Source organism: Pseudomonas sp. GCEP-101 (assembly GCF_025133575.1).
Taxonomy (GTDB): Bacteria; Pseudomonadota; Gammaproteobacteria; order Pseudomonadales; family Pseudomonadaceae; genus Pseudomonas; species Pseudomonas nitroreducens_B.
This window is the reverse complement of sequence record NZ_CP104011.1, coordinates 2,713,995-2,734,917: the sequence shown is the minus strand read 5'-3', so window position 1 is coordinate 2,734,917 and position 20,923 is coordinate 2,713,995. Positions and strand designations below refer to the sequence as shown.

Below are 20,923 nucleotides of genomic sequence, written 5' to 3'. Positions count from 1 at the left end.
TTGTTATCAGGCACACAAGGCACGTCGTTCCCCGCTCGGGGGAGGGAATAAACAAAGCAAATCCCGTGCCTCGCCGCGCCCTTTCCGAAAATCGCCCACCCCGCGTCGCGCCTGGCGTGCAGCTGCCACAGCAGAGGGCAGGCAGGCGATTTTGGGCACCACAAGCGAGCATCGCGCTCACGGTGGGGCAATGGGTAACAACCAGTTGACCGCGGGCGGCGAAAGCCGGTTCCAGCGGTCAAGTCTTGCGCGGCAGTGCGCCACTACCATCGAGGCTCAGGTATCCGTCCACGCCCGTGCGGCCCGCACCCTGCGGCTCACTCCTTGAGAGAAGAGGAATAACAACAATGAGCGCATCACAACTCAAACCCACGCTTGGCACGCTTCACCTCTGGGGCCTCGCCGTGGGCCTGGTGATCTCCGGCGAGTACTTCGGCTGGAGCTATGGCTGGGCCGCCGCCGGCACCCTGGGCTTTCTCGTCACCACGTTGATCGTCGCGGTGATGTATACCTGCTTCATCTTCAGCTACACCGAGCTGACCACCGCCATTCCCCACGCCGGCGGGCCCTTCGCCTATAGCTTGCGGGCCTTCGGCAAGACCGGCGGGATGATCGCCGGCATCGCCACGCTGATCGAATTCGTCTTCGCCCCGCCGGCCATCGCCATGGCCATCGGCGCCTACCTCAACGTGCAGTTCCCCGGCCTCGACCCGCGCTGGGCGGCCACGGGCGCCTACGTGATCTTCATGACGCTGAACATCCTGGGCGTGAGCATCGCCGCCACCTTCGAGCTGGTGGTGACCGTGCTGGCGGTCGCCGAACTGCTGGTGTTCATGGGCGTGGTGGCGCCGGGCTTCAGCTTCAGCAACTTCGTGCTCAACGGCTGGGCCGGCTCGGATGTCTTCGGCTCCACCGCGATGGCCGGCATCTTCGCCGCCATCCCGTTCGCCATCTGGTTCTTCCTCGCCATCGAGGGCGCGGCCATGGCGGCGGAAGAAGCGAAAGACCCGAAACGCACCATCCCGCGCGCCTACATCGCCGGCATCCTGACCCTGGTCACCCTGGCCATCGGCGTGATGATCTTCGCCGGCGGCGTGGGCGACTGGCGCGCCCTGTCGAACATCAACGACCCGCTGCCGCAGGCGATGAAGGCCGTGGTGGGCAACAACTCCACCTGGATGCACATGCTGGTGTGGATCGGCCTGTTCGGCCTGGTGGCCAGCTTCCACGGCATCATCCTGGGTTACTCGCGGCAGTTCTTCGCCCTGGCGCGCGCCGGCTTCCTGCCGCGCAGCCTGGCCAAGCTGTCGCGCTTCCAGACCCCGCACCGCGCCATCCTCGCCGGCGGCGCCGTAGGCATCGCGGCGATCTTCAGCGACAGCCTGATCAGCCTGCAGGGCATGACCCTGACCGCGGCAATGATCACCATGAGCGTGTTCGGCGCCATCGTCATGTACATCATGAGCATGTTCAGCCTGTTCAAGCTGCGCCGCAGCGAACCTCAACTCGAGCGCAGCTTCCGCGCGCCGGGCTACCCGGTGGTGCCGGGCATCGCGCTGGCCCTGGCGCTGGTCTGCCTGGCCGCGATGCTCTGGTTCAACAGCGTGATCGCCTCGGTGTTCCTGGTGCTGATGATCGGCGGCTGCTCCATCTGCAGCATCGTCATCAGCCTCAATCGCGGCACCGATGCCTCGTTCGCCAGCCAAGGTTGAGGAGTAGCGCCATGTCCGGATTCGTCCACAGCGTCGGTGGCCAGACCTGGCGCTTCGACAGCCTGCGCGAGGTGATGGCCAAGGCCAGCCCGGCGCGCTCCGGCGACCGCCTTGCCGGGGTCGCCGCCGGCAGCGATGCCGAGCGCGTCGCCGCGCAGATGGCGCTGGCCGACATTCCGCTCAAGCGCTTCCTCGACGAGGCGCTGATCCCCTACGAAAGCGACGAGGTCACCCGCCTGATCATCGACACCCACGACCGCCAGGCCTTCGCACCGGTCAGCCACCTCACGGTGGGCGGCCTGCGCGACTGGCTGCTCGGCGAGGCCGCGGACGAAACCAGCCTGCGCGCCCTGGCGCCCGGGCTGACGCCGGAAATGGCAGCGGCGGTGTCGAAGATCATGCGCGTGCAGGACCTGGTGCTGGTCGCGCAGAAGATCCGCGTGGTCACGCGCTTTCGCAACACCATGGGCCTGCGCGGGCGCATGTCCACGCGGCTGCAACCCAACCACCCCACGGACGACCCGGCCGGCATCGCCGCCAGCGTGCTCGACGGCCTGCTCTACGGCAACGGCGACGCCATGCTCGGCATCAACCCGGCGACCGACAGCCTGCAATCGATCTGTACCCTGCTGGAAATGCTCGACGCGATCATCCAGCGCTACGAGATCCCCACCCAGTCCTGCGTGCTCACCCACGTCACCAGCTCCATCGAGGCGATCAACCGTGGCGCGCCGCTGGACCTGGTGTTCCAGTCCATCGCCGGCACCGAAGCGGCCAACGCCAGCTTCGGCGTGAGTTTGTCGATCCTCCAGGAAGGCTACGAGGCCGGCCTGTCGCAAAAGCGCGGCACGCTGGGCGACAACCTCATGTACTTCGAGACCGGCCAGGGCAGCGCGCTGTCGGCCAATGCCCACCACGGCGTCGACCAGCAGACCTGCGAGACCCGCGCGTATGCGGTGGCACGGCACTTCAAACCGTTCCTGGTGAACACCGTGGTCGGCTTCATCGGCCCCGAGTACCTGTACAACGGCAAGCAGATCATCCGCGCGGGCCTCGAAGACCACTTCTGCGCCAAGCTGCTCGGTGTGCCCATGGGCTGCGACATCTGCTACACCAACCACGCCGAGGCAGACCAGGACGACATGGACATGCTCCTGACCTTGCTGGGCGTGGCCGGCATCAACTTCATCATGGGCATCCCCGGCTCCGACGACGTGATGCTCAACTACCAGACCACCTCCTTCCACGATGCGCTCTACGCGCGGCAGACGCTGGGCCTGCGGCCGGCGCCGGAGTTCGAGGCGTGGCTGGCGCGCATGGAAATCCTCCGCCAGCAGGACGGCCGGGTGCAGATGGCCAGCCAACTGCCCGGCGCCTTCCGTCATGCGCTCGCGCAACTGTCCTGAGTGGAGGAGTCTTCGATGAGCGACAGCTTCACCCCCAACCCCTGGCAGGAACTGCGCCGCCTCACCGCGGCGCGCATCGCCCTGGGCCGCGCCGGCACCAGCCTGCCGACCCACGCCCAGTTGGACTTCCAGTTCGCCCACGCCCAGGCGCGCGACGCCGTGCACCTGCCCTTCGACCGCGACGGGCTCGCCGCGCAATTGGCGGAACGCGGCCGCGAAACCCTGCTGCTGCACAGCGCCGCCGCGGACCGCGACACCTACCTGCAACGCCCGGACCTGGGCCGCCGGCTGGACGAGGCGTCGGCAGACCTCCTGCGCCGCCACGCCGACCGTCATCCGCAGGGCTACGACCTGGCCGTGGTGATTGCCGACGGGCTCTCCTCGCTGGCCGTGCAGCGCCACAGCCTGCCCTTCCTCGAACGCATGGAGGAGCAGGCGCGCAACGAAGGCTGGAGCCTGTCGCCGGTGGCGCTGGTGCAACAGGGCCGGGTCGCGGTGGCCGACGAGGTGGCCGAGTTGCTGCGGGCGAAGATGGTGGTGATCCTGATCGGCGAACGCCCTGGCCTGTCCTCGCCGGACAGCCTGGGCCTGTACTTCACCTGGGCGCCGAAGGTCGGCCTGAACGATGCCTACCGCAACTGCATCTCCAACGTACGCCTGGAAGGCCTGAGCTATGGCCTCGCCACGCACCGGCTGCTGTACCTGATGCGCGAAGCGTGCCGCCGGCAGCTGTCGGGGGTAAACCTGAAGGACGAAGCAGAATTGCCGACCCTGGAGGGCGAGCGCGCAGGTGTGCATGGCAACTTCCTCATCAGCGGCTGAGCCCGGCCGCCGCACCGCCCGCCGCGTGAACGCGACCACATGCCGCGCAGCGGGCGGCCGTCTTTAAGAATCGTCTTAAATCGCCCTCGCCATTCATCGCGATAAAAACCACGCCATCAAGGACCGTGCCCGGCGCACGAAAGCAAGCGCCAGCGCCCGGCGCTTCATGACGATGGCGAGACGATGGATTCATCCAGGACTCAATGGCAGGCTCCGGACCTCCTCCGGCACATTCAGCAAGGTTTCACCCTGATCGAGGCGATGGTGACCATCGCGATCCTGGCGATCCTGCTGGGCATCGCGGTGCCCTCCTTCGACCTGCTGATCAATCGCAACCGCGCGCAGAGCACCGGCAAGCAATTGATTGCGGTGCTGCAGTACGCCCGCGCCCAGGCGCAGATCGGGCACCAGCCGGTACGGGTGACGCCGCAGCGCAGCGGCGACTGGACCTCGGAGCTGAGCGTCGGTCGGCTGCGCGGCGGCGACCTGCAGGGCCACCGGGAGATCGAGTTGCGCAGGACCCGGCTCGACGAGTCCGGCCAGGTGCTCATCACCCAGGAGCCGGCCGCTGCGCTGGAGTTCGACGGCAACGGCATCGCCACCGGCAGCGGCAACTTCCCGCGGGTGTTCACCCTCACTGCCGGCCGCTACTCGAGCAAGATCTGCCTGCAGCGCGGCGGAGCGGCGCTGCCATGCGACTGACCCGCCGACCCCAGGCTGCCCAGCGGGGCTTCTACCTGATCGAGGTCATGGTGGCGGTGATGCTCACCAGCGTCGCCCTGCTCGGCCTGCTGGCCCTGCAGAGCCGCAGCATCGCCTACAGCCACGACAGTCAGCAGCGGCAGAATGCCCTCCTGCTCGCCGCCGACCTCGCCCGCAGCATCCAGGCCAATCGCACAGCGCTGGTCAGCAAGGGCAAGCTCAGTGCCGACGCGGCCTACCTGGTCCCGGCCGGCAGCAGTTTTCCCAGCCTCGGCAGCGGCCAGAGCTGCGCCACCAGCGGCCTGGGCAAGGCCGACCGGGCCCGGCGCGAACTGGCCTGCTGGGTCGAACAGGTGCGTCTGAAGCTCAACACCGACGACGCGCTGTTGAGCGAAAACACCTTCATCTGCCCCAGCCGCGACGGCAAGACCTGCGACGGTGCCTCGCGCCAGCCGCTGCTGCTGATTCAGCTGGCCTGGCACAGCCGCAATTGCCAGGCCGGCAGCCCGACCACCGCGGACGATGACGACGCAGCCTGCCTTTCCGGCAGCGATGCCGGCGGCGTCGAACGCTACCGACTGAGCTTCCAGCCATGACTGCGCATCGTCAGACCGGCCTCTCCCTGATCGAGCTGATGGTCGCCATCGCGCTGGGCGTGATGGTGCTGCTGGGCGTGCTGCAGATCTACCTGTCGGGCAGCGATCACGCCGCCTTCAACCACGCCCAGCAGCAGAACCAGGCCAACGCACGCTTCATCCTCGACCTGCTGCAGCGCGAGAGCGGACAGGCCGGCTACAGCGCCTGGGTGCGCCACGCCAGCGATGCCGATGAGCAGCAGTACGACTTCGTCATCGACCGCGAGGGCCCCTTCCCGGCCCTGACCGACACCGCCACCGGCTGCACCTTCGGTGCCGGCAAGGTGGCCAGCCTGGATGCCGGTGGCCGCGGCCTGTGCCTGCGCCACCAGCGCCCCCAGCGCAGCGATGCGCAGGTACACCAGGATTGCACCGGCGCCTCGCTCTACAGCGATGACGATGCGGGCAATCCAGCGGTATTGGTCAGCCACCTGCGCCTGGTCGACGGCGAGCTGCGGTGCAAGACCAACAACGCCTTGTCCGCCGGCGAAGTCGCCCTTGCCGACGGTATCCACGACCTGATGTTCGCGGTCGGTTCGACCAACCAGATCCGCGTCGGCCTGGTGCTCGGCTCCAGCCGCGCGCTGCTGCCCGAAAACTGCGCCTATCAGGACCCGCTGAACCCCGCGACCACCAGGAGCACCGGCGCACGAGGCCTGTGCAGTGCCTTTGCGCAGACGCTCTACCTGAGGAACCAGCCATGAACCGGCAACGTGGCCAGACCCTGCTGATCGCCCTGCTCATGCTGCTGGCGCTGAGCATCCTGACCCTGGGCAACCTGCGCAGCGGCTTGCTGCTGGACAACAGCCTGGCCGAGTCGAGGGACTACCAGGCGGCGCTGGGCGGCGCCGACTCGGCGATCAGCGAAGCACTCGACCGGACCCGCTACAGCCCGACGATGGCCGTGGGCGAGGCCGCCACCTGCATCAGCACCGCGCAGGACCAGCAACAGATACTGCTGTGCGACCGACTCTGGCTCGAACCCGACAATGCCGCCAGCAGCGCACTGCTGACACGGGCGCGCACCTACAAAGGCAACGACCTGGCCAACCCCGACCAATTGGCGGAACTGAGCAGCGCGCCGCGCTGGTACGTCGCCGCGCAATGCGAGAGCCGATCCTCCAGCGCCATGGCCGACTGCCTGGCGGGCAACGGCACCTTGCTGCTGCAGATGAACGCCCTGTCCACCGGCATCACCGACCAGGCCCTGGTCCGACTACAGGAGTACGCCCGTGTCCAGCGCTGACCCGTTCCGCCCGCCGCTCCGTCTCGCCGCGCTGGCCGGCCTGGCGATTCTGCTCACCGGCACGGAAGTGCACGGCGCCGTCCCCAGCCAGGCGCCGCTGTTCCTGGTGGAAGGCGTCTCGCCCAACCTGATCGTCACCCTCGACGACTCCGGCAGCATGACCAGCGCCTACACCCCGGATGGCATGAGCTCCTACACCATCGCCAACCGTTCCACCGCCTACAACCCGATGTACTACAACCCCGACATCACCTACGAGGCGCCGTGGAAGGTCGGCTTGAGCGGCGGCCGGATCGTCAGCGAGCGTTACGCCACCTCGTTCGACAAGGCCTACTACGACGGCTTCCTCACCAACCAGACCGGCACCGTCGACCTGAACCGCTATACCGGCAACGGCTACAGCCAGAACGCGACCCAGGCGGTCAACAGCACCGACAGCTACCGGCGCTACGCCCACTACTACCAGTTCGACGCGTCCTGCCCGCACGCGCGCAACGTTGCGACCAGCACCCTCAGCGCCGTGCAGAACTGCGCGGCAGACTCGTCCTACACCAGCGCCAGTGCCTGCACCCGCACCTGCTTCACTCCGCACTGGGTCACCACGGCGGAGGAGAAGCAGAACTACGCCAACTGGTTTTCCTTCTACCGTACCCGCCAGCTCGCCACCCGCACCGCCGCCAACCTGGCGCTGTTCGATCTGCCCGAGCACATCCGGGTGACCTGGCAGGCACTCAACAGCTGCTACAGCACCAACTTCAGCATGAGCTCCACGGTCTGCGGCAACCAGACCCTCGCGGCCTTCACCGGCCAGCACAAGGCCGACTTCTTCAACTTCACCAGCCGCCTCGCCGCCAGTGGCGGCACCCCGCTGGGCACGGCGCAGAACCGGGTCAACAACTACCTGGGCAACACCACCGCCTATAACCCCTATGCCCGCGCGCCGGGCAGCCCCCGCGACGTGAAGACCGAATACGCCTGCCGGCCGAGCTACCACCTGCTGATGACCGATGGCTTCGGCGACGGTGCGGGCGGCGGCAACGCCGACGGCACCGCGCGAACCCTGCCCGACGGCACCGCCTTCGCTGCGAAGGCGCCGTACCAGGACAAATGGTCGAACACCCTGGCCGACAACATCTTCCTCGGCTGGGCCACCGATGCCCGTCCCGACCTGGAAAACAAGGTTCCACCGCGCTTTCGCGACGGCAACGACTACTGGAACCCGAAGAACGACCCGGCCACCTGGCAGCACATCACCACCTACACCGTGGGCCTTGGGCTCGGCCCGACCCTGAAGTACCTGCAGTGGGATGGCGACACCTATTCCGGCTCCTACCCGCAACTGCTCGACGGCACCCGGAGCTGGCCCAACCCGAGCGCCAGCACCAGCCTCGATGGCATGACCGTCACCGCCAACGAGGGCAAGGTGGCCGCGCTCTGGCACGGCGCGCTGAACTCCCGTGGCGAGTTCTTCAGCGCCGACTCCACCAGCGAGCTGGTGAAAGCCTTCCAGTCCATCGTCAGCAGCATCTCCAGCAACCAGCTGGCGGTAGCCGCCGCCGGCGCAAGCTCGACCTCGCTGAGCACCGACACCCACCTCTATCGCGCCAGCTACCAACCCACCGACTGGAGCGGCGACCTCTTGCAGTACCGTCTGGACGCCCAAGGCAATGCCCAGGCGAACTCCGCGCTGTCGTTCCGCAACCAGCTCGACCAGCGTTCACCGGCCAGCCGCAGCCTCTACGCCAATACCGCACCGGAGAGCGCGAAGGGCAGCCTGCAGCCCTTCACCTGGGGCAACCTCGCTGCCGGGCAGCAGGAGCTGCTCAACCGCGCGCCGGGTACCCAGCGCGAGGACCACCTGGGAGAGAAGCGTGTCGCCTGGCTGCGCGGCGATCGCAGCGACGAAGGCGACACCTTCCGCGCCCGCAACCACCTGCTGGGCGACATCATCTACTCCTCCCCCACGGTCGTCGGCCCGCCGTCCGCCGTCACCTACTACCTGGAAAAGGCCTCCGGTGCGACCGGCTATGACGCCTTCCGGCAGGCCAATGCCGACCGCGAGCGGCGCATTTACGTCGGCGCCAACGACGGCATGCTGCACGCCTTCGACGAGACCGGCCGGGAGCGCTGGGCCTTCATTCCCGCCGCCGTGTTCGGACAGCTCAACTATCTCTCCGACACCCGCTACGCGGCGCGCTCGGAAGAGGAAAACACCAACAGCCTGCACCGCTTCTACGTCGACGGCAGCGCCGTTACCCGAGATGTGTACATCGGCGGCAGCTGGCACACCGTGCTGGTCATGGCACCCGGACGCGGCGGGCGCGGCCTGTTCGCCCTGGACATCACCAACGCCGACCAGCCTCGACTGCTCTGGGAGTACTCGGGAAGCGCCAGCAGCGAAAACGGCAAGGACATCGAGTTCGGCTACATACTCGACAGGCCGGTGATCACCATCTCCAACGGTGAGGCCTACGTGCTCACCGGCAATGGCTATGACACTGCCAAGGGCTACTCGCTGTCGATCCGCCTGGAGGACGGGCGCATCAGCGCTGCCAGCCAGTCCGCCGCCGGCGACGGCGAGGTGGGCAGCACGGTCGCCTGGACCCGCGCCGACAGTCCCGGCGAACTTGCCCAGCGCTATTACGGCAGCCTGCAGGGCCAGCTCTACCGGCAGGCCGGCCTCGACGTCGCCTCCAGCCTGCTCTCCAGCATCCCGGCCAACCGCAACCAGCCGCTCAGTGCCGCCGCCGAGGTCACCCAGCACCCACGCGGCGGGCAACTGGTGATAGCCGGCACGGGCAAGTACTTCGAGGGCGGCGACAAGGAAGGCCCCGTCCGCCGGCAGTCTCTTTACGGCTTCTGGGACCAGACGGATTACCTCGCCCACATCGATGGCGCCGGCGCGCCGGCCCCCTTGACCGGGCTAGCCGACCTCCAGGCCCAGACCCTGACCCGGACCACCGTCACCCACAGCGCCGGCAGCAGCGAGGTGCGCCAACTGAGCAGCGCCCCCATCGTCTGGGACAACAGCGGCAAGCGTGGCGTCGGCATCCGCGGCTGGTACTTCGACCTGGCCGATGGCGAGATGATCCTCGACCAGCCGTTCATGCTCGGCGACGTTCTGTTCGTCACCGTCGGCCAGCCCAGCGCCGACCCCTGCAATGCCGGCATCACCTACTGGCTGCTGGCGGTGAACCCCAGGACCGGCGGGGCGCTGGACTTCAACGTGTTCGACCTGGTGGGCGACGGCTCCTTCAGCGAAACCGCCAGCGGCGTGCGCATCGACGGCCCGGTGACGCGCATCGGCGACAGCCTCTACACCCCCGACGGGAGCCGCCTGCCCGTGCAATTGTTCGACCCGGTGAATCAGGGCCGCTTCAACTGGCGGATCATGAACTACAACCTGCCCGTGAGTTACCCATGAAAGCCCTGCCCCGTCGCCCCACGCCGCGCCTCCTGAAAAACGGCGGCTTCACCCTGGTCGAACTGATGGTGGTGGTTTCCATCCTGGCCCTGCTCGCCGGCATCGCCATTCCCAGCTACCGGCAGTTCGTGCTTCGCGCCAACCGCAGTGAGGCCCAGACCCTGCTGCGCGATGCCGCCGCCCAACAGGAACGCTACCTGGCGCAATACAGCAGATACACCGACGATCCCACGAAGCTGGCGTTCACCTACCCACTCACGGCGGACGGCAAGCGCCTCTCGACGCACCAGCTGTACGAGCTGGCCGCCGAACATCCCGACGGCGATACCCGCCGTTACCGGCTGACCGCCCAGCGCCGGGGCGCCCAGTTGCGCGACCCGGACTGCGGCGACTTCACCCTGGACGAGCGCGGCACCCGCGGCGTCAGCGTTGGAAGCGTCGACAGCTGCTGGCGGTGATCAAACGCTCGCTTGGATTGCGCTTTCAACAATTTCTGGTGCAGCATCGGACCAATGGCTATTCGCTGGCATAGCCCCTGCATCGCCATTCCAGCCCATTCACCTCCCGCCGAGGCCCGCTTATGCGCATCGTGCAAGCCACGCTCGACCACCTCGATCTGCTCGCGCCGCTGTTCGTCAAATATCGCGAGTTCTACGGCATGCTCCCCTACCCCGAATCCTCGCGAAAATTCCTCGAAAAGCGCCTGCGCCGCAAGGAATCGGTGATCTACCTCGCCCTGCCCGATGACGACGACGGCAAGCTGCTGGGCTTCTGCCAGCTCTACCCGAGCTTCTCCTCGCTGTCGCTCAAGCGCGTGTGGATCCTCAACGACATCTACGTCGCCGAAGAGGCGCGCCGCCAACTGGTCGCCGACCACCTGCTGCAGACCGCCCGGCAGATGGCCCGCGAAACCCAGGCCGTGCGCATGCGCGTGTCCACCAGCGTGAACAACGAAGTGGCGCAGAAGGTCTACGAGTCCATCGGCTTCCGCGAGGACAGCGAGTTCAAGAACTACATCCTGCCGATCAGCGACGACCTCAACTGAGATCGCGCGCAGCCCGCTGGCATCGGCGGGCCCGGCGCATTAAAGTGCCATCAGCGGACTTGTCGCGGCCTCCGCTTGAAGGGACCCCATGCGTACTTCCCTGCTCGTTCTGCGCACCGCCTGCCTCAGCCTCGCCTTCCTGGGCGCCATCGCCCAGGCGCAAACCCTGCGCGTCGCCACCCTGGAGTGGGCGCCCTACGTCGGTAGCGACCTGCCGGGCAACGGGCTGGCCAGCCGTATCCTCACCGAAGCCCTGGCGCTCAATGGCGACAAGGCCGAACTGGTATTCCTGCCCTGGCAGCGGGCCCTCAACGAAACCCGTGAAGGCCGCTTCGACGCCCTGATGCCGGCCTACCTGTCGCCGGACCGCAGCCAGGACTTCTACACCTCCATGCCACTGCTGGACTCCCAGCTCGGCTTCTTCCGCCGCCGCGACCGCGCGCTGCCGATCAACCCCCGCGATCTCGATACCCTGCGCCCCTATCGCATCGGCGTGGTGCGCGGCTACGTCAACCAGGAAGGCTTCGACGCCGCCGACTTCCTCAACAAGGACGTGGTCAGCAGCGACTGGCAGAACCTGGAAAAACTCCTGCGCGGGCGCATCGACCTGGCCGTCGTGGACCGCTACACCGGCTACCAGTTGCTCAGCCAGAACGCCCCGGCGCTGCGCGAGCAACTGGAGTTCGTCGACCCGCCGCTGGAGGTGAAGCCGCTCTACGTGCTGGTGCCCAGGAAGCTCGCCGAAGGCGAAGCCCTCGCCGCCAGCCTCGACCGCGGCCTGCGCACCCTGCGCCGCAGCGGCCGCCTGCAGCAGCTGATCGCCGAGGCGCACCTGGAAACCGCGCTGAACAGCCGCGAAGTCGCCGCGCACCCGCTGGCCGAGCAACCTCCGGCGGCCGGCGAGCAGCACGGCGCGGCGCTGTCGCCCAGGACCACCCCCGAGCTGCTCAGCTGGCAGGCGAGCCTGCTGTAAGGCCGTGCGGCGCGCTGCGGCGGCCATTTGTCACAAGGCATTGCGGCGTTCGCAGCGACATGATTTTCACGCAGAAGCTGTAATATCCTGCCGCGGGACTCCCGTCGCAGGATACGACGGAGCGCGCCCCCGGCAGCCACGCCGAGCCCTATAATGGCCGGCCCGGCCGTTCCTCTCGTTGTCATACAGGCTTCTCATGGAATTCAACCCGATCGACCTGATTCTCCACCTCGACAGCTACCTGTCGCTGGCGGTGGCCAACTATGGCACCTGGATCTACGCCATCCTCTTCCTGGTGATCTTCTGCGAAACCGGCCTGGTGGTGACGCCCTTCCTGCCGGGCGACTCCCTGCTCTTCATCGCCGGCGCCATCTGCGCCACCGGCGGCATGGACCCGTGGATGCTCGGCGGCCTGCTGCTGCTCGCGGCCATCAGCGGCGACAGCACCAACTACGTGATCGGCCGAACCCTGGGCAAACGCCTGTTCAGCAACCCGAACTCCAAGGTCTTCCGCCGCGACTACCTCGACCAGACCCACGCCTTCTACGAACGCCACGGCGGCAAGACCGTGACCCTGGCGCGCTTCCTGCCCATCGTCCGCACCTTCGCGCCCTTCGTCGCCGGCATGGCCTACATGCCCTATGCGCGCTTCCTGTTCTTCAGCGTGGCCGGCAGCATCGCCTGGGTCGGCGGCCTGGTGACCCTGGGCTTCTTCTTCGGCAACGTGCCGTTCATCAAGCAGAACCTGTCGGTCATGATCATCGGCATCATCGCCTTCTCCCTGCTGCCCATGGTGATCGGTTTCATCCGCCACAAGCTGCGCCCCGCCGCCAAGGCCCAGCCCGGCGAGCGCTGATCCGCCCATGTGGTCCTTCAGCGCCTGGCGCCGCCGGCGCTTCCTCGCCCGCCACCCGCTCGACGCCCAACTGTGGGCGCAGGTGCGCCGCAGCCTGCCGATTCTCGACGGGCTGAGCGACGAGGAACTGCAACGGCTGGGCGAACGGGCGCTGCTGTTCCTGCGCGACAAGCGCCTCACACCGCTGCCCGGCATCGAGCTGGACGACTACCGCCGCCTGCTCCTGGCCGTCCAGGCCGAGTTGCCGCTGCTGCACCTGCCGGACCTCAACTGGTACGGCGGCTTCCATGAACTGGTCCTCTACCCCGACGACTTCGTCAGCCCGCAGAAGCACCGCGACCCGGCCGGCGTCATGCACGAATTCGACGACGAGCGCGCCGGCGAAACTTCCCTGCAAGGCCCGGTGATCCTCGCCTGGCCCGGCGTGGAAAGCGGCGGCGGCTGGGATGCCTACAACCTGGTGATCCACGAACTGGCGCACAAGCTCGACATGCTCAACGGCGACGCCAACGGCCTGCCGCCGCTGCACCGCAGCATGCGCGTCAGCGACTGGGCCGCCGCCATGCAGGCCGCCTACGACGACCTCAACCGCCAGCTCGACCACGACCCGCAAGCCCACACCGCCATCGACCCGTACGCCGCCGAGAATCCCGCAGAGTTCTTCGCCGTCACCAGCGAGTACTTCTTTACCGCTCCGGACCTCCTTCAGGCGGCCTATCCCAAAGTCTATGAACAGCTTTCGCTGTTCTACCGGCAAGATCCGCTCTCGCGCCTGCAGCGGCTTCAGGCCGAGCACCCCGAATATCAGGAAACTCAGGCGCACTAGGCGATGTCTGTGGCTTGGCCACGGCAATCTGCCTATAATCCGCCGCACTTTTTCGGCCCGACCACTATCTGGAGTCGTCCATGAGCTACAGCAGCATCCCGGCTGGCAAAGACCTGCCGAACGACATTTACGTCGCCATCGAGATCCCGGCCAACCACGCGCCGATCAAGTACGAAATCGACAAGGACACCGACTGCCTGTTCGTCGACCGTTTCATGGCCACCCCGATGTTCTACCCGGCCAACTACGGCTTCATCCCCAACACCCTGGCTGACGACGGTGACCCCCTGGACGTGCTGGTCGTGACCCCGTACCCGGTCGCGCCGGGCTCCGTGATCCGCGCCCGTCCGGTGGGCGTGCTGAACATGAGCGACGAAGCCGGCGGCGACGCCAAGCTGATCGCCGTGCCGCACGACAAGCTGACCGTCCTGTACAAGGACGTGAAGGAATACACCGACCTGCCGGCCCTGCTGCTGGAGCAGATCAAGCACTTCTTCGAGAACTACAAGGATCTCGAGAAGGGCAAGTGGGTGAAGGTCGAAGGCTGGGGCGACGCCGCCCAGGCTCACGACTACATCACCAAGGCCGTCGCCGCCTTCCAGGCCAAGTGATGGTCGCGGGCTGACCCCCGCCACGAAGAAGCCCCGCCTGCGCGGGGCTTTTTTATGACCGGGATTAGGCTTTTCGTCCCGACTTTGCTACCATCTGCGCCCCCGCACGCAGCCCGCTGCGTTGCCACAGAATCAAGGCGGTCCGCCCTACCAGAAGTAAGGTTGGACCACCCCCTGAAAGCCGGCCACAAGCCGGCTTTTTTAATGCCTGCGATTTGCCTGTGCATGCGCCGCGGAATACCCGCCCAGACCGCTCGCCGGCCAATGCGCCGCGCTCATGCGTCAGGCATAAGATCGAACTGATTCCCCGCCGGTTCGCTGCCATGACACGCCCCTCGCTCGCCCTGCTCGCCCTGCTGCTCGCAGCCCCGATGCTCACCCCTGGGCAAGCGAATGGCTGGACGCTAGCCAAGGACAAGGACGGCGTGCAGGTCTACCTCAGCCAGGTGCCCGGTTCGCGCTACAAGAGCTTCCGTGGCGTCACCCTGGTGAAGGCCGACGTCGCCACCCTCGGCCACCTGCAGGAAAACCTGCGCGTCTCCTGCGCCTGGCTCTATGCCTGCGCCCAGATGCGCCTGCTCAACTACAGCGACGAGGCCATCTGGGTCTACCTCGACACCAAACTCCCCTGGCCCGCCGCCCCGCGCGACCTGGTACTGAAGGTGAGCACCGAGCAAACCCCGGACGGCGGCATGATCCGCCACCTCCAGGCCGCGCCGGACTACATCCCCCCAACCAGGGACCGCATCCGCGTCCCTATGCTCACCGGCACCTGGCAGATGATCCCCAAGGGCCCGACGCTCACCGAAGTTACCTACGAAATGCGCGGCGAACCCGGCGGCAGCGTGCCGTCGTGGCTGGCGAACCAGTTCGTGGTGGATGCGCCGTTCGAGTCGCTGCGGATGCTCAAGATCGTGGCAGAGCATCAGGGCGGGCAGGTCAGCGGCTATTGAAGAATTCGCTCAACAATCCTGCTCGCAGTGCTTGCATGGACACGCGCCGCGTGACCGAAGATTTGCCCACACCCCCCGTCTCTGCTAGTGTCGCGGGGTTTCCGAATACCCCCGCCGAGATGTCCGCATGGCCCGCAAGAAAGCTTCCCTCGACTTCGAACAGTCCCTCGCCGAGCTGCAAACGCTGGTGGAGCGCCTGGAAAGCGGCGAGCTGTCGCTGGAGGACTCGCTGGGGGCCTTCGAGCAGGGCATCCGCCTGACCCGCGACTGCCAGGCGGCGCTGACCCAGGCGGAGCAGAAGGTGCAGATCCTGCTGGAGCGCGACGGTGAACTGAGCGAAGCGCCCTTCGATCCGGAAGGCGAAGAGGCATGATCTCGGCCTACCAGGCGCGCTGCCAGGCGCGTGTCGATGCTGCGCTGGAAAAACTCTTCGTCGCCCCCCGTGAAGAACTCACCCGCATCTACGCCGCCATGCGCTACAGCGTGGTCAACGGCGGCAAGCGCGTGCGCCCGCTGCTGGCCTATGCAGCCTGCGAAGCCCTCGGCGGCGAGGCCGAGCGCGCCGACGGCGCGGCCTGCGCGGTGGAGCTGATCCACGCCTACTCCCTGGTCCACGACGACCTGCCGGCGATGGACGACGACGCCCTGCGCCGCGGCCAGCCGACCACCCACATCGCGTTCGACGAAGCCTGCGCCATCCTCGCTGGCGACGGCCTGCAGGCGCTGGCCTTCGAGGTGATCGGTAACGCCCAGCTCAATCCGCAGGATGCCCAGACCCGCCTGGACATGCTGCTCGCCCTGACCCGCGCCTCCGGCTCGGCCGGCATGGTCGGCGGCCAGGCCATCGACCTCGAATCGGTGGGCCGCAAGATCGACCAGGCGGCGCTGGAAACCATGCACCGGCACAAGACCGGCGCGCTGATCGAAGCCAGCGTGCAGCTCGGCGCCCTGGCCAGCGGCCGCGCCGACGCTGCGTCCCTGGAGGCCCTGCGCCGCTATGCCCAGGCCATCGGCCTGGCGTTCCAGGTGCAGGACGACATCCTCGACGTGGAAAGCGATACCGCCACCCTCGGCAAGACCCAGGGCAAGGACCAGGCCCACGACAAGCCGACCTACCCCGCCCTGCTCGGCCTCGACGCCGCAAAGGCCTACGCCCTGGCCCTGCGCGACCAGGCGCTGGCGGCGCTGGAACCGTTTGGCGACAGCGCCGAACCGCTGCGCGCCCTGGCCCGTTACATCGTCGAACGCCGCCACTGATTCCCGGCACGCGCATTGCGTGTGCAACGCCTGTGGTTGCTCCTTTTGCGATGACGCCTTGGCGGTGCTTCACTGCATCGTAGGGATTTCGTATACCATATTCGACAACCCTTCCCTGACCGGACTGCATCGTGCCGCTACGCAACGCCCCCAACCTGGGTATCGTCCCTTCCGCCTCCGAGACCATCGCCAAGCACCTGCGCGAAGCGATCATTTCCGGGCAGATGGCGGAAAACGAGCCGATCCGCCAGGACGACATCGCGCAGATCTTCAACGTCAGCAAGATCCCCGTGCGCGAGGCGCTCAAGCGCCTGGAGGCCGAGGGGCTGGTGGAGTTCCAGCGCAACAAGGGCGCACTGGTCACGAAGATTTCCGAGCCGGAACTGGCGCAGATGTTCGAGGTGCGCGTGGTGCTGGAGGTCCAGGCGCTGCGTTTGGCGATCCCCAACATGAACGCGGAAACCTTCGCCCGGGCCGAACGCATCTGTGCCGAGTTCGTCGGCGAGGATGACATTGGCCGCTGGGCCGAGCTGAACTGGCAATTGCACGCCTGCCTCTACGAGCCGGCGCAGCGGCCGTACCTGGTCGGGCTGATCCGCTCGATCCACGACAAGGTGGAGCGTTACCTGCGCCTGCAGATGAGCATGTCCGACGGCAAGGAGCGCGCCGACCACGAGCACCACGACATCCTCGACGCCTGCCGCGCCGGTGATGCCGAGCGCGCCGCGCGCCTGCTGGAAGAGCACATCAACGGCGTCTGCCGCACGCTCTACGAGCACCTGCCGAATCGCCTCACGCCCAGTTAAGCGACGTGCCCCGCTGTGCCGATTTCATCATCGGCCCGGCGGAAAACCCTCAAGCTGCAATCCCTCTCCCGCGCCACCCTAGGGTCTACAACAAGACACCCCAGGGGGCAGCATGAAACGCATCCAGGTTCTCGATTCTCACACCGGCGGCGAACCCACGCGCCTGGTGCTCGACGGCTTTCCCGATCTGGGCAAGGGCAGCATGGCCGAGCGCCGCGCGCGGCTGGCGGAGCAGCACGACGACTGGCGGGCGGCGACCGTGCTGGAGCCGCGCGGCAGCGACGTGCTGGTCGGCGCGCTGCTCTGCGAGCCGGTGGACCCGAGCGCCTGTGCCGGGGTGATCTTCTTCAACAACACCGGCTACCTGGGCATGTGCGGCCACGGCACCATCGGCCTGGTGGTCTCGCTGGCACACCTGGGGCGCATCGGCCCCGGCACGCACAGGATCGAAACGCCGGTGGGCACCGTCGAAGCCACCCTGCACGACGACCGCTCGGTGAGCGTGCGCAACGTTCCCTCCTACCGCTACCGCAAGCAGGTGCCGGTGCACGTGCCCGGCCATGGGTTGGTGCACGGCGACATCGCCTGGGGCGGCAACTGGTTCTTCCTCATCTCCGATCACGGCCTGCGCGTGGCCGGCGACAACCTCGACGCGCTGACTGCCTACACCGTCGCCGTGCAGAAGGCGCTGGAAGACCAGGGCATCCGTGGCGAAGACGGCGGGCTGATCGACCACATCGAACTGTTCGCCGACGATCCCGAGGCGGACAGCCGCAACTACGTGCTGTGCCCCGGCAAGGCCTACGACCGCTCGCCCTGCGGCACCGGCACCAGCGCCAAGCTGGCCTGCCTGGCCGCCGACGGCAAGCTCGCCGCCGGCGAGGTCTGGCGCCAGGCCAGCGTGATCGGCAGCCAGTTCGAAGGCCGCTTCGAGTGGGTCGGCGAGCCGTCCGCGGGGCGTATCGTCCCGACCATCCGCGGACGCGCCAATATCAGCGCCGAGGCCACCCTGCTGCTGGAAGAGGACGATCCCTTCGCCTGGGGCATCCGCCCGTGAGCGATGCCGACATCATCGTCATCGGCGCCGGCATCGTCGGCGCCGCCTGCGCCCACGCCCTCGCCCGCCGCGGCCTGGACGTGCTGGTGCTGGACGCGCGCCTGCCCGGCGCCACCGCGGTCGGCATGGGCCACCTGCTGGTGCTCGACGACAACGCTGCCGAGCTGGCGCTGAGTGACTATTCGCTGCAGCGCTGGCGCGAGTGGGGCAACGCCATGCCCGCCGAGTGCGCCTACCGCAGCAACGGTACGCTGTGGCTGGCCGCCAACGACGAGGAGATGGCCGAGGCCGAGCGCAAGTTCGCCGTATTGCGCGAGCACGGCGTCGCCGCGAAGCTGCTGAACAGCGCCGAGCTGCTGCGTGAAGAACCCGAGCTGCGCAAGGACCTGCACGGCGGGCTGGAAATCACCGGCGACGGTATCCTCTACGCGCCGCGGGCCGCCGCCTGGCTGCTGGAATCGGCGCCCAAGCCGATCCGCCAGCGTCAGGCGAAAGTCGTGGAAATCGACGAGCCCCGCGTGCGCCTCGACAACGGCCAATGGCTGAGCGCCAGCGCCGTGGTGCTGGCCAACGGCATCCAGGCCGGCGAGCTGTGCCCCGGCCTGCCCATCGAGCCGAAGAAGGGCCACCTGCTGATCACCGACCGCTACCCCGGCAAGGTGCACCGCACCCTGGTCGAGCTGGGCTACGTGACCAGCGCGCACAACGCCAGCGGCCCATCGGTGGCCTGCAACATCCAGCCGCGTCCCACCGGCCAACTGTTCATCGGCGCCTCGCGGCAGTTCGGCACCACCGACCCGCAGGTGGAAGGCTGGATGCTGGCGAAGATGCTGCGCCGCGCCGTGGATTACATGCCGGGCCTGGCCAACCTCAACGTGATCCGCAGCTGGGCGGGCTTTCGCGCCGCCAGCCCCGACGGCCTGCCGCTGGTGGGCGAACATCCGCAGCGCCCCGGCCTATGGCTCGCGGTCGGCCACGAAGGGCTGGGCGTGACCACCGCCCCCGGCACCGCCGACCTGCTCGCCGCGCAGCTGTGCGATGAGCCGATGCCGCTGCCGGCCGAAGCCTATTCCCCGCACCGCTTCCTTGGAGCCCATGCCCATGCCTGAGCTGATCCTCGACGGCCGCCCGCTGCGCGTCGCCGCCGGCACCACGGTCGCCGCCGCGCTCGCCCTGGGCGGCGACGGCACCACGCGCACCTCGGTCAGCGGCCAACGCCGCGCGCCGCTGTGCGGCATGGGCATCTGCCAGGAGTGCCGGGTGACCATCGATGGCCAGCGCCGCCTGGCCTGCCAGACCCTGTGCCGCGACGGCATGCAGGTGGAGACCCGCCCATGAATGTCGCGGCCGATATCGTCATCATCGGCGCCGGCCCGGCCGGACTGTCCGCCGCCCTCGCCGCCGCGCCGAGCGGCGCCAGCATCGTCATCCTCGACGACAATCCGCTGCCGGGCGGGCAGATCTGGCGCGACGGCCCCAACGCGCACCTGCCACGTGCTGCTCTCGAGCTGCGCGAGCGAGTGGCCGCCTGCACCAACATCCAGACTCACAGCGGCACGCGGGTGGTCGCCTTGGCCGGCGAGCGCGGCCTGTTGCTGGAAGATGTCGAGCGCGGCTGGCGGCTGGATTACCGCACGCTGATCCTCTGCACCGGCGCCCGCGAATTGCTGCTGCCCTTCCCCGGCTGGACGCTGCCCGGCGTCACCGGCGCGGGCGGATTGCAGGCGCTGATCAAAGGCGGCATGCCGGTCGATGGGCAACGCGTGGTGATCGCCGGCAGCGGCCCGCTGCTGCTCGCCAGCGCCGCCACCGCCCGCGCCAATGGCGCAAAAATCCTGCGCATCGCCGAACAGACCTCCTGGCCGGCCCTCGCGCGTTTTGCCCTGAAACTGCCGCGCTGGCCGAACAAGCTGCTGCAGTCCTTCGGCCTGTACGACCCGGCCTACCGCGCCGATAGCCATGTGGTCGCCGCCCTGGGCAGCGAGCACCTGGAAGGCGTACGCATCAGCCAGGGCGGCAGGCTCACGGAAATCGCCTGCGACCGGCTGGCCTGCGGCTTCGGCCTGGTCCCCAACGTACAGCTCGGCCAGGCGCTGGGCTGCACGGTGGACGACGGCGCGATCCGTGTCGATGCCTGGCAGGCGACCGGCCGCGCGGGTGTCTACGCGGCGGGCGAATGCACGGGTTTCGGCGGATCGGAAAAGGCCCAGGTGGAAGGCCGCATCGCCGGTCACGCGGCGGTGGGCGAGCATCACCGCGCCCGCGCGCTGTGGCCGCAGCGCCAGCGTTGGCAGGGTTTCGCCGACGCCTTGCGGCGCGACTTCGCCCTCGACCCGCGCCTGAACCAACTGGCCCAGCCGGACACCCTCGTCTGCCGCTGCGAAGACGTGCCCTATTCCGCGCTCGCCGGAAAACCGGACTGGACCGCCGCCAAGCTCGCCAGCCGCTGCGGCATGGGCGCCTGCCAGGGGCGCGTGTGCGGCGCGGCGGCGAAGCAGCTGTTCGGCTGGCAACCGCCGGCACCGCGCCCACCGTTCAGCCCGGCACGGGTGGAAACCCTGTTGCAGCTGGCCGACGACTGACGGATGGCGG

Annotated in this window: 22 protein-coding genes; all 22 read left to right on the top strand. The window is 67.9% G+C overall.

The window, feature by feature from the left end:
- The first annotated feature begins 347 nt into the window (after window positions 1-347).
- The 22 genes from eat to N0B71_RS12435 all read left to right on the top strand — a co-directional run bounded on the left by eat (window position 348) and on the right by N0B71_RS12435 (window position 20,913).
- Window positions 348-1,712 (top strand): ethanolamine permease, encoded by a 1,365-nt coding sequence (gene eat / locus N0B71_RS12540; RefSeq protein WP_259759191.1) that lies wholly within the window; start codon window positions 348-350, stop codon window positions 1,710-1,712.
- An 11-nt stretch (window positions 1,713-1,723) separates the two neighbouring features.
- Window positions 1,724-3,118: an ethanolamine ammonia-lyase subunit EutB gene (locus tag N0B71_RS12535; RefSeq protein WP_259759190.1), complete on the top strand. Its 1,395-nt coding sequence runs from the start codon at window positions 1,724-1,726 to the stop codon at window positions 3,116-3,118.
- Between the two features lie 15 nt (window positions 3,119-3,133).
- Entirely contained in the window at window positions 3,134-3,940 is an 807-nt protein-coding gene (gene eutC, locus N0B71_RS12530; RefSeq protein ID WP_259759189.1) for an ethanolamine ammonia-lyase subunit EutC, read from the top strand.
- A gap of 264 nt (window positions 3,941-4,204) precedes the next feature.
- Window positions 4,205-4,642, top strand: a complete 438-nt coding sequence (locus tag N0B71_RS12525) for a GspH/FimT family pseudopilin (protein ID WP_259759188.1) — start codon at window positions 4,205-4,207, stop codon at window positions 4,640-4,642.
- The gene (gene pilV, locus N0B71_RS12520; protein WP_259759187.1) at window positions 4,633-5,238 is read left to right on the top strand and encodes a type IV pilus modification protein PilV; all 606 of its coding nucleotides are present in this window, start codon (window positions 4,633-4,635) and stop codon (window positions 5,236-5,238) included. Before N0B71_RS12525 ends, pilV begins: the two co-directional genes overlap by 10 nt.
- Entirely contained in the window at window positions 5,235-5,981 is a 747-nt protein-coding gene (locus N0B71_RS12515) for a PilW family protein (protein ID WP_259759186.1), read from the top strand. The genes pilV and N0B71_RS12515 overlap by 4 nt, the downstream gene beginning before the upstream one ends.
- Window positions 5,978-6,523 (top strand): hypothetical protein, encoded by a 546-nt coding sequence (locus N0B71_RS12510; RefSeq protein WP_259759185.1) that lies wholly within the window; start codon window positions 5,978-5,980, stop codon window positions 6,521-6,523. The genes N0B71_RS12515 and N0B71_RS12510 overlap by 4 nt, the downstream gene beginning before the upstream one ends.
- A complete protein-coding gene (locus N0B71_RS12505) occupies window positions 6,510-9,947 on the top strand; it encodes a pilus assembly protein (protein ID WP_259759184.1) in 3,438 nt (1,145 codons plus the stop codon). The genes N0B71_RS12510 and N0B71_RS12505 overlap by 14 nt, the downstream gene beginning before the upstream one ends.
- Window positions 9,944-10,405 carry a type IV pilin protein gene (locus tag N0B71_RS12500; protein ID WP_259759183.1) on the top strand — a complete coding sequence of 154 codons (462 nt, stop codon included), beginning with the start codon at window positions 9,944-9,946 and terminating at the stop codon, window positions 10,403-10,405. The genes N0B71_RS12505 and N0B71_RS12500 overlap by 4 nt, the downstream gene beginning before the upstream one ends.
- Before the next feature lie 122 nt (window positions 10,406-10,527).
- Window positions 10,528-10,992 carry a GNAT family N-acetyltransferase gene (locus N0B71_RS12495; RefSeq protein WP_017521716.1) on the top strand — a complete coding sequence of 155 codons (465 nt, stop codon included), beginning with the start codon at window positions 10,528-10,530 and terminating at the stop codon, window positions 10,990-10,992.
- An 88-nt stretch (window positions 10,993-11,080) separates the two neighbouring features.
- Window positions 11,081-11,965 carry a substrate-binding periplasmic protein gene (locus N0B71_RS12490; RefSeq protein ID WP_259759182.1) on the top strand — a complete coding sequence of 295 codons (885 nt, stop codon included), beginning with the start codon at window positions 11,081-11,083 and terminating at the stop codon, window positions 11,963-11,965.
- A gap of 196 nt (window positions 11,966-12,161) precedes the next feature.
- On the top strand, window positions 12,162-12,821 hold the full coding sequence (locus N0B71_RS12485) for a DedA family protein (protein ID WP_259759181.1): 660 nt from the start codon (window positions 12,162-12,164) through the stop codon (window positions 12,819-12,821).
- 7 nt (window positions 12,822-12,828) lie between these two features.
- Entirely contained in the window at window positions 12,829-13,647 is an 819-nt protein-coding gene (locus tag N0B71_RS12480) for a zinc-dependent peptidase (RefSeq protein ID WP_259759180.1), read from the top strand.
- A gap of 80 nt (window positions 13,648-13,727) precedes the next feature.
- Window positions 13,728-14,258 (top strand): inorganic diphosphatase, encoded by a 531-nt coding sequence (gene ppa, locus N0B71_RS12475; protein WP_017521720.1) that lies wholly within the window; start codon window positions 13,728-13,730, stop codon window positions 14,256-14,258.
- A 323-nt stretch (window positions 14,259-14,581) separates the two neighbouring features.
- Entirely contained in the window at window positions 14,582-15,211 is a 630-nt protein-coding gene (locus N0B71_RS12470; RefSeq protein ID WP_259759179.1) for an START domain-containing protein, read from the top strand.
- A gap of 127 nt (window positions 15,212-15,338) precedes the next feature.
- A complete protein-coding gene (locus N0B71_RS12465; protein WP_259759178.1) occupies window positions 15,339-15,584 on the top strand; it encodes an exodeoxyribonuclease VII small subunit in 246 nt (81 codons plus the stop codon).
- Complete coding sequence (gene ispA / locus N0B71_RS12460; RefSeq protein ID WP_259759177.1) at window positions 15,581-16,468, top strand: (2E,6E)-farnesyl diphosphate synthase; 888 nt, start codon at window positions 15,581-15,583, stop codon at window positions 16,466-16,468. Before N0B71_RS12465 ends, ispA begins: the two co-directional genes overlap by 4 nt.
- A 131-nt stretch (window positions 16,469-16,599) precedes the next feature.
- Window positions 16,600-17,274, top strand: a complete 675-nt coding sequence (locus N0B71_RS12455) for a GntR family transcriptional regulator (protein ID WP_259759176.1) — start codon at window positions 16,600-16,602, stop codon at window positions 17,272-17,274.
- A 112-nt stretch (window positions 17,275-17,386) separates the two neighbouring features.
- Entirely contained in the window at window positions 17,387-18,331 is a 945-nt protein-coding gene (locus N0B71_RS12450; protein ID WP_259759175.1) for a 4-hydroxyproline epimerase, read from the top strand.
- Window positions 18,328-19,440 (top strand): NAD(P)/FAD-dependent oxidoreductase, encoded by a 1,113-nt coding sequence (locus tag N0B71_RS12445; RefSeq protein ID WP_259759174.1) that lies wholly within the window; start codon window positions 18,328-18,330, stop codon window positions 19,438-19,440. Before N0B71_RS12450 ends, N0B71_RS12445 begins: the two co-directional genes overlap by 4 nt.
- A complete protein-coding gene (locus N0B71_RS12440) occupies window positions 19,433-19,669 on the top strand; it encodes a (2Fe-2S)-binding protein (RefSeq protein ID WP_259759173.1) in 237 nt (78 codons plus the stop codon). The genes N0B71_RS12445 and N0B71_RS12440 overlap by 8 nt, the downstream gene beginning before the upstream one ends.
- A complete protein-coding gene (locus N0B71_RS12435) occupies window positions 19,666-20,913 on the top strand; it encodes an NAD(P)/FAD-dependent oxidoreductase (RefSeq protein ID WP_259759172.1) in 1,248 nt (415 codons plus the stop codon). Before N0B71_RS12440 ends, N0B71_RS12435 begins: the two co-directional genes overlap by 4 nt.
- The last annotated feature ends 10 nt before the right edge of the window (window positions 20,914-20,923 follow it).

Coding starts and splice junctions, on each gene's coding strand:
- N0B71_RS12435 (WP_259759172.1), top strand. CDS start 19,666: ATGAATGTCGCGGCCGATATCGTCATCATCGGCGCCGGCCCGGCCGGA.
- ispA (WP_259759177.1), top strand. CDS start 15,581: ATGATCTCGGCCTACCAGGCGCGCTGCCAGGCGCGTGTCGATGCTGCG.
- eat (WP_259759191.1), top strand. CDS start 348: ATGAGCGCATCACAACTCAAACCCACGCTTGGCACGCTTCACCTCTGG.
- N0B71_RS12480 (WP_259759180.1), top strand. CDS start 12,829: ATGTGGTCCTTCAGCGCCTGGCGCCGCCGGCGCTTCCTCGCCCGCCAC.
- N0B71_RS12515 (WP_259759186.1), top strand. CDS start 5,235: ATGACTGCGCATCGTCAGACCGGCCTCTCCCTGATCGAGCTGATGGTC.
- N0B71_RS12510 (WP_259759185.1), top strand. CDS start 5,978: ATGAACCGGCAACGTGGCCAGACCCTGCTGATCGCCCTGCTCATGCTG.
- N0B71_RS12440 (WP_259759173.1), top strand. CDS start 19,433: ATGCCTGAGCTGATCCTCGACGGCCGCCCGCTGCGCGTCGCCGCCGGC.
- N0B71_RS12535 (WP_259759190.1), top strand. CDS start 1,724: ATGTCCGGATTCGTCCACAGCGTCGGTGGCCAGACCTGGCGCTTCGAC.
- N0B71_RS12495 (WP_017521716.1), top strand. CDS start 10,528: ATGCGCATCGTGCAAGCCACGCTCGACCACCTCGATCTGCTCGCGCCG.
- N0B71_RS12450 (WP_259759175.1), top strand. CDS start 17,387: ATGAAACGCATCCAGGTTCTCGATTCTCACACCGGCGGCGAACCCACG.
- N0B71_RS12485 (WP_259759181.1), top strand. CDS start 12,162: ATGGAATTCAACCCGATCGACCTGATTCTCCACCTCGACAGCTACCTG.
- N0B71_RS12465 (WP_259759178.1), top strand. CDS start 15,339: ATGGCCCGCAAGAAAGCTTCCCTCGACTTCGAACAGTCCCTCGCCGAG.
- N0B71_RS12490 (WP_259759182.1), top strand. CDS start 11,081: ATGCGTACTTCCCTGCTCGTTCTGCGCACCGCCTGCCTCAGCCTCGCC.
- ppa (WP_017521720.1), top strand. CDS start 13,728: ATGAGCTACAGCAGCATCCCGGCTGGCAAAGACCTGCCGAACGACATT.
- N0B71_RS12470 (WP_259759179.1), top strand. CDS start 14,582: ATGACACGCCCCTCGCTCGCCCTGCTCGCCCTGCTGCTCGCAGCCCCG.
- N0B71_RS12500 (WP_259759183.1), top strand. CDS start 9,944: ATGAAAGCCCTGCCCCGTCGCCCCACGCCGCGCCTCCTGAAAAACGGC.
- pilV (WP_259759187.1), top strand. CDS start 4,633: ATGCGACTGACCCGCCGACCCCAGGCTGCCCAGCGGGGCTTCTACCTG.
- eutC (WP_259759189.1), top strand. CDS start 3,134: ATGAGCGACAGCTTCACCCCCAACCCCTGGCAGGAACTGCGCCGCCTC.